8 protein-coding genes are annotated in these 6474 nt (G+C 72.6%); 2 read left to right on the forward strand and 6 right to left on the reverse strand.

All coding sequences use genetic code 11. From position 1 onward, the window contains the following. Window positions 1–180 precede the first annotated feature (180 nt). On the forward strand, window positions 181–777 hold the full coding sequence (locus tag A6Q79_RS10645; RefSeq protein WP_289016677.1) for a TetR/AcrR family transcriptional regulator: 597 nt from the start codon (window positions 181–183) through the stop codon (window positions 775–777). Between the two features lie 3 nt (window positions 778–780). Here the strand turns inward: A6Q79_RS10645 and A6Q79_RS10650 are convergent, their stop codons facing one another. From A6Q79_RS10650 to A6Q79_RS10665, 4 genes are all read right to left on the reverse strand, one after another. Next, a complete protein-coding gene (locus A6Q79_RS10650) occupies window positions 781–1392 on the reverse strand; it encodes a Pr6Pr family membrane protein (protein WP_067860978.1) in 612 nt (203 codons plus the stop codon). 24 nt (window positions 1393–1416) lie between these two features. Beyond that, entirely contained in the window at window positions 1417–2274 is an 858-nt protein-coding gene (locus A6Q79_RS10655; RefSeq protein WP_289016678.1) for a PhzF family phenazine biosynthesis protein, read from the reverse strand. 9 nt (window positions 2275–2283) lie between these two features. Next, entirely contained in the window at window positions 2284–2799 is a 516-nt protein-coding gene (locus tag A6Q79_RS10660) for a DUF1697 domain-containing protein (RefSeq protein ID WP_067860974.1), read from the reverse strand. A gap of 88 nt (window positions 2800–2887) precedes the next feature. Next, entirely contained in the window at window positions 2888–3142 is a 255-nt protein-coding gene (locus A6Q79_RS10665) for a GlsB/YeaQ/YmgE family stress response membrane protein (RefSeq protein ID WP_067860972.1), read from the reverse strand. A gap of 150 nt (window positions 3143–3292) precedes the next feature. On the opposite strand from A6Q79_RS10665, the gene A6Q79_RS10670 reads away from it, so the two are divergent. Then, window positions 3293–4237 (forward strand): lipid kinase, encoded by a 945-nt coding sequence (locus A6Q79_RS10670; RefSeq protein WP_289016679.1) that lies wholly within the window; start codon window positions 3293–3295, stop codon window positions 4235–4237. A gap of 356 nt (window positions 4238–4593) precedes the next feature. Here A6Q79_RS10670 and A6Q79_RS10675 read toward each other — a convergent pair whose 3' ends face one another. Next, window positions 4594–5646, reverse strand: a complete 1053-nt coding sequence (locus A6Q79_RS10675; RefSeq protein ID WP_289016680.1) for an NADP-dependent oxidoreductase — start codon at window positions 5644–5646, stop codon at window positions 4594–4596. Window positions 5647–5675: 29 nt separating this feature from the next. Beyond that, a partial coding sequence (locus tag A6Q79_RS10680; RefSeq protein ID WP_317698159.1) for an FAD/NAD(P)-binding oxidoreductase occupies window positions 5676–6474 on the reverse strand: 799 nt, incomplete at its 5' end.

Genomic DNA, 6474 nt, shown 5'->3' on the forward strand with positions numbered 1-6474 from the left:
CGCTGGTCGTCGGCGTCGAGGCCCTCGATGAGCCGGTCGACGTCGGCGCTGCCGGGCGTCCTCGAGCCGTTCACCCGTCCAGCGTAGGTCGGGTCACCGCGGTGGTCAGGTCGAACGGAAGTCCGGACCGAAAACTGGAGTCTCGTGCCAGGTCCCGTGATGACGGGTAGGGTCGCCGCCATGCCGACCGCCCGCAGGCCCCAGCAGCGGCGGTCCGTGGCCACGCGCGAACGCCTCCTCGAGGCGGCGTACGAGAGCCTGCTCGAGGGCGGCTACGGGGCGGCGACCGTCGGCGACGTCCAGCAGCGCGCCGGGGTCGCGCGGGGCACGTTGCTGCACCACTTCCCGACCCGCGACCTGCTCATGGCGGGGGTCGTCGAGGACGTGGTGGAGCGCCGGCTGAAGCTGTCGGCTGCGGCGGACGACGCGTCGGCGCCCGCCGGGTGGAACGACGTCGTCGACCTCGTCTGGACGGAGCTTCGCTCGCCCGCCTTCGCGGTGCTGCTCGAGCTGTGGGTCGCCGCGCGCACCGACGACGACCTGCGGGAGTCGTTGGTGCCGATGCAGGAGCGCATCTACGACACGGTGCACCGCAGCGTCATCCGACTGGTCGGCCCCTCGCACCACCGCGCGCCGATCCTGGTGCAGTTCACGATCAACCTGCTCACCGGTGCGCACCTCGCCGGCATCCTGCGCTCGCGCTCGGGCACGTCGTCGGTGGTCGAGGCCTGGAAGCACGCGCTGCGCGAGCTCGCCGCGCCGCCACGCCGGTCGTGACCCTCAGCCGCGCCGGCTCCACGCGACGGCGGCCGAGCCGAGGGCGACGAACACGAGGGTGAGCACGACGCACGTGACCGCGACGGTCCCGGCGCCCAGCTCGCCGGCGTCGAGGAAGCCGTAGGGCACGGGAGCGGTGGTCGTCGGGGTCAGCGAGAAGGTCGGCCGGACGACCCCGGCCCGGGTGAGCGTGTAGGCCAGCCAGAGGACCGGGAACGTGAGACCGCCGAGCGCCGACCACGTGAGGCGGGTCCGGGGGCGCAGGACGACGAAGCCCACCACGGTCAGCAGCGGGACGACGTAGTGGAACGCCTTGTCGAACCACCACTCGGCACCGGAGAGGTCGACGTTGCCGGCCAGCACGGTGGCGTAGACGACGCCGGTCACGGTGATGCCGGTCAGGCTGGCGAGGCGCAGCATCCCGAACGCCCGCCCGCCCCGGTCCGGTCGCAGCGCGAGGAGGGTGCACGTGACGACGACGAGGATGTTCGACTCGATGGTGAAGTAGCTGAACAGGTTGACGAGGTCGTCGCCGCGGCGGGCCGACACGATCGTCTGCCCGACGAGCGCGACGAGTCCGACGACGGCGGTCAGGGCGTGCCAGGTGCGGGTCACGGGATCACGCTAGCCGCGCGAGGGTCAGTCGCTGAGGTGGCCGAGTGTGACCGTGCCGGTCACGCCGACGACGGTGTGCCCGCCGACCCAGACGGTGTCGTCGACGATGTCGACGTGCACCCGGCCGCGGCGGCCGAGGGAGGTGCCCTGGGCGGCGACGTAGTGCTCGGGCAGGACGCCGTCGGCGACGAGCCACTGGGCGAGAGCGGCGTTGAGGCTGCCGGTCACGGGGTCCTCGCCGACGCCGCCGGGGAAGAACGCGCGCACCTCGAGCTGCACGTCGGAGCCGTCGGCGTACAGCCCGGCCAGCCCGACCTTGTCGTGCGCACCGGACGCCCCGAGCAGGTGGGCGCGCGCACCGTCGACGTCGAGCACGAGGTCGGCGTCGCGCAGCAGGAGGCCCATCCAGCCTGGGCCGTTGTCGCACCAGTGGGCGCCGACGACGTCGGACGCTTCCATACCGAGCGCGGCGACGACGGCCGCCACCTCGGCGGAGTCGACCGGTCCTGAGCGGGCGCGGTCCGGGGCGGCGAACGCCAGCCGCTCGCCGTCGCGCCGCACCCGCACGAGCCCCACCCCGCACTCCTGGACGAGGGTGTCGGCGGAGCGGGGTGCGCCCCCGGCCTCGAGCCAGGCGCGCGCCGTGCCGAGCGTCGGGTGGCCGGCGAACGGCAGCTCCCGACCCGGGGTGAAGATGCGGACGCGGTAGTCGGCCGCCGGGTCGCTCGGGCGGAGCAGGAACGTGGTCTCGCTGAGGTTCGTCCACCGGGCGAACGCGGCCATCGTGGCGTCGTCGAGGTCGTCGGCCGCGTGCACGACGGCGACCGGGTTGCCCAGGCCGAGGGTGTCGGAGAAGACGTCGACCTGGTGGAACGGCAGCATGCCCCGACCCTAGGCGAGGTCGATCAGCCTCTGCACCGTGGTGAGGTTGCGCCCGGTGCCGTGGTGCCCGAGGAGTCGCCGCACGCGCGCCGGTGTGATCCGCGAGCCGGCCACGCCGTCGCGGTAGCGGACGTGCAGGTCGCGACCCAGCACCCGGACGTCGTCACCGCGCCAGTCCTCCGCCTCGAACGCGCGGACGGCGTCGGGCGTCGGCTCGTCGAGCAGGAAGTAGACGTGCGACAGCTTGGGCTCGACCACCTCGAACGGATGGTCGGCGAGTGCGGCGCGCAGCTCGTCGGGCGAGCGCGACACGACCTCCCGGAAGAAGCCGAACCGTGCCTCGATCGCCTGCTCCAGCGCACGGTCGAACACGTCGGGCTCGGTGGGCGGGGTGCACAGCAGGTTGCCGGACGCGATGTGCGTGCGGACGTCGCTCGCGCCGAGGTCGGCGGCGAGCTCGCGCAGCTCCGCCATCGGCAGCGTCGCTCCACCGACGTTGACCGCCCGCAGGAGGTGGACTCTCATGCGGCCAGGATGGCAGCGTCCGCCGACAGGAGCGCGGACGCGACGAGACCCCGCACCGTCGAGCGGTGCGGGGTCTCGAGGTCGCGGGTCAGGCGCGCGCGCGGACCTGGCGGTAGATCAGCAGCGCCACGATGGCGCCGACGATCGACAGGATCAGGCCGCTGGTCGTGAAGTCCAGCACGCTCCGCGAGGAGAACAGGGCGCCGATCATGCCGCCGACGAACGAGCCGACGACACCGAGCACGATGGTGGCGAGGATGCCCATCGAGTCGTTGCCGGGGACGATCGCGCGGGCCAGGAGACCTGCGATGAGGCCGACGATGAGAAGCGTGATGAGTCCCATGACAGTTCCTTTCGGTTGGGTACCGGACCGGTTGCGTCCGGTACCTCCACGCTAGGGATTCTCAGGAACTTCGCATGTCGAGACGGATCATGAGGACATCCACATCCTGACCTCATCGTCCGCTCATCGACGGTTCCTAGCGTGGGGTGCATGGATCTCAGCACCCTCCTCGCCCGCCCGGACGCCGTCGTCGAGCTCGTGGTCAACACGGGGGCCCGGCAAGGCGCCTCGGCGCTGGAGCGTGCGACCCGGCTCGTCGGGGACCGTGCCGTCGTGCGCGCGCACGCCGTCCACTCGGGTGCGGAGCTGGTCGAGACGCTCGACCGGGTCGCGGCCGACGAGCCGGACCTCCTCGTCGTCGGCGGCGGTGACGGGACCGTCTCGGCCGCCGCCGCACGCGTCGCGGGGACGTCGACGGTGCTGGCCGTCCTGCCGCTCGGCACGGCCAACGACTTCGCCCGCACCCTGGAGATCCCGGCCGACGTCGGCGCCGCGGTCGCGTCGGTGCTCGACGGCGAGGTGGTCGACGTCGACCTCGGTCGCGTCGACGGTCGCGCGTTCGTCAACGTCGCGTCCATCGGTCTGTCGGTCGCCGTCACCGAGCGGCTCACCCCGGGCCTGAAGCGACGTCTGGGACCCGTCGCGTACCCGGTGGCCACGCTCGGCGCGTTCCGCCAGCACCGCGGGTTCGCGGCGCGTCTGGAGTTCCCCGACGGCGACCACGACCCGGTCGAGCTGACCGACCTGCTCCAGCTGGCGGTCGGCAACGGCCGGCACTACGGCGGCGGCAACACCGTCGCGCCGAACGCGTCGCTCGATGACTACCTGCTCGACGTCTACGCCATCGAGCGCGGGCGGCTCGCCGACCACGTGTCGATCGCGCGTCTGCTCAAGAGCGGCCGGTTCGTCGAGCACGAGCGGGTGCACCACCTCACGACCCGCCGGGTGCGGGTGGTCACCGACGAGCCGCTGCCGGTGAACCTCGACGGCGAGATCGCCGCCACCACCCCCGCCGAGGTCACGGTCGAGCGCAACGTCCTGCGCGTCGCCGTCCCCCGCGGCAGCCGCGCCGCCCGCCTCGACGCCGCCGCCTGACCCCGCCGTCGCCGCTGGCGGAGGCGTATCGAGACCACTCCACGTTCTCGCTGAGAGCCGGTTCGCGCTGATCTGTTGCCGGGTGGTCTCGATACGCGCCCACGGCGCTCGTTCCTCGCGCGTGGCCGCTACTCGACCAGCGGTAGGTCTCGCTGGTCGAGTAGTCGACGCCGCGACGGAGGAGCTGGCGGAGGCGTATCGAGACCACTCCAGGCCGTCGCTGGGAGCCGGTTCGCGCTGAGCCGTTGCCGGGTGGTCTCGCTCCGTCGCGGCTACGCCCCTCTTGCGACGGCTCCATCGCGGCACGGCGCTCCTTCGTCGCGCGTGCCGCTACTCGACCAGCGGTGGGGGCGGGGTCAGCGGGTGGGGTCGTCGCCGACCTTCACGAGCAGCTTGCCGACGTTGCGGCCGGTGAGGAGGCCGCGGAAGGCGTCGACCGCGTTCTCCAGGCCGTCGACGACGTCCTCGAGGTAGGCGACGTCGCCGTTCGCGACCCACTGGCCCATCTCGCGGGTGAACGCCTCGGTGTGGGTGGGCACGAACTCGTCCTGGATGAACCCGCGGACCGTCAGGCTCTTCGCCAGCACCGCGCCCATGAACGCCGGGAACCCGAACGACGACTCGGCCGGGCGGTTGTAGTTGGCGACCAGCCCGCACACCGGCACGCGACCGTACGTGTTCATGCGTCGCAGCACGGCCTCCCCGACCGGGCCGGCGACGTTCTCGAAGTAGACGTCGACGCCGTCGGGGGTGGCCGCCTTGAGGTCGTCGGCGAACGTGGGCGAGCGGTGGTCGAGGGCGACGTCGAAGCCGAAGTGCTCGCGCAGCAGCCGCACCTTCTCCTCGCCGCCGGCGATCCCGACGGCTCGCGCACCCTTGAGCCGTGCGACCTGCCCGACGGCGGAGCCGACCGGTCCGGCGGCAGCGGCGACGACGACGGTCTCACCCTCGGCGGGCTTGCCGATCTCGAGCAGCCCGGCGTAGGCGGTGAACCCGGGCATCCCGAGCACGCCGAGCGCGGTGGAGATCGGCGCGGCGTCGAAGGGCGGTGCCGTCGGGTCGAGGCGCTTCATCTGCCGCGCGTCGACGACGGCGTGCGTCTGCCAGCCGATGAAGGCGAGGACGACGTCGCCGGGCTTGCGGTTCTGGGCGCGCGACTCGACGACCTCGCACACGGTGCCGCCGAGCACGACGTCGCCGAGCTCGAGGTGGGCGGCGTACGACTTCGCCTGGCTCATCCGGCCACGCATGTACGGGTCGAGCGACAGGTAGATCGAGCGCAGCAGCACCTGGCCGTCCTGCAGCTCGGGCAGGTCGACGGTGACGGTCTCGAAGTCGGTGTCCTGGGGCTCGCCGTCCGGGTGGGCGGCGAGTCGGACCTGGGTGGTCTGTCCGGGGGTGGTGGACATGGTGTTCTCCCTCTCTCGTGATGCGGGGTTCAGAGGCGCGCGGCCAGCTCGGTGGCCTGCTTGATGGCGCGCTTCGCGTCGAGCTCGGCGGCGACGTCGGCGCCGCCGATCACGTGGGTGGTCACGCCGGCCGCCTCGAGCGGCTCGACGAGGTCGCGCACCGACTCCTGTCCGGTGCACAGGACGATGGTGTCGACCTTGAGCAAGAGCTCCTCGCCGGTCTCGTCCTTCTCGCTCGAGCGGACGGTGACGTGCAGGCCCTCGTGGTCGACGCGGTCGTAGGTGACGCCGCCGACGAAGTCGACGCCGGAGTCCTTGAGCGTCTGGCGGTGCACCCAGCCGGTGGTCTTGCCCAGGCCCTTGCCGTGGGCGCTGTGCTTGCGCTGCAGCAGGTACACCTGGCGTCGCGGGGGCGCCTGCACCTTGGTGGTCAGGCCACCCCTCTCGAGTGCCGGATCGGTGACGCCCCAGCGCTGCATCCAGTGCTCGAGCGACTCGTGCGGGTCGTGCAGGAGGAACTCGGAGACGTCGAAGCCGATGCCGCCGGCGCCGAGCACCGCGACGGTGCGCCCGACCTCGGCGCCGCCGCCGACGACCTCGTCGTAGCGCAGCACGGTGGGGCCGACGCCGGAGTCGAGGCCGGGGATCGACGGCACGCGCGGCTCGACGCCCGTCGCGAGCACGACCTCGTCGAAGGGGCGCAGCGACTCGACGTCGGCCCGACGGCCGAGGTGCACGGTCACGCCGCGCACCTCGAGCATGCGGGTGTAGTAGCGGAGGGTCTCGGTGAACTCCTCCTTGCCGGGGATGCGCGCGGCGAGCTTGAAC

The sequence above is a fragment of the Aeromicrobium sp. REDSEA-S32_B7 genome, from assembly GCF_001626145.1.
Classification (GTDB): domain Bacteria; phylum Actinomycetota; class Actinomycetes; order Propionibacteriales; family Nocardioidaceae; genus Aeromicrobium; species Aeromicrobium erythreum.

Excerpts from the sequence above, each read along its gene's own strand:
- A6Q79_RS10645 (WP_289016677.1), top strand. The coding sequence starts at position 181 with ATGCCGACCGCCCGCAGGCCCCAGCAGCGGCGGTCCGTGGCCACGCGC.
- A6Q79_RS10655 (WP_289016678.1), bottom strand. The coding sequence starts at position 2,274 with ATGCTGCCGTTCCACCAGGTCGACGTCTTCTCCGACACCCTCGGCCTG.
- A6Q79_RS10660 (WP_067860974.1), bottom strand. The coding sequence starts at position 2,799 with ATGAGAGTCCACCTCCTGCGGGCGGTCAACGTCGGTGGAGCGACGCTG.
- A6Q79_RS10665 (WP_067860972.1), bottom strand. The coding sequence starts at position 3,142 with ATGGGACTCATCACGCTTCTCATCGTCGGCCTCATCGCAGGTCTCCTG.
- A6Q79_RS10670 (WP_289016679.1), top strand. The coding sequence starts at position 3,293 with ATGGATCTCAGCACCCTCCTCGCCCGCCCGGACGCCGTCGTCGAGCTC.
- A6Q79_RS10675 (WP_289016680.1), bottom strand. The coding sequence starts at position 5,646 with ATGTCCACCACCCCCGGACAGACCACCCAGGTCCGACTCGCCGCCCAC.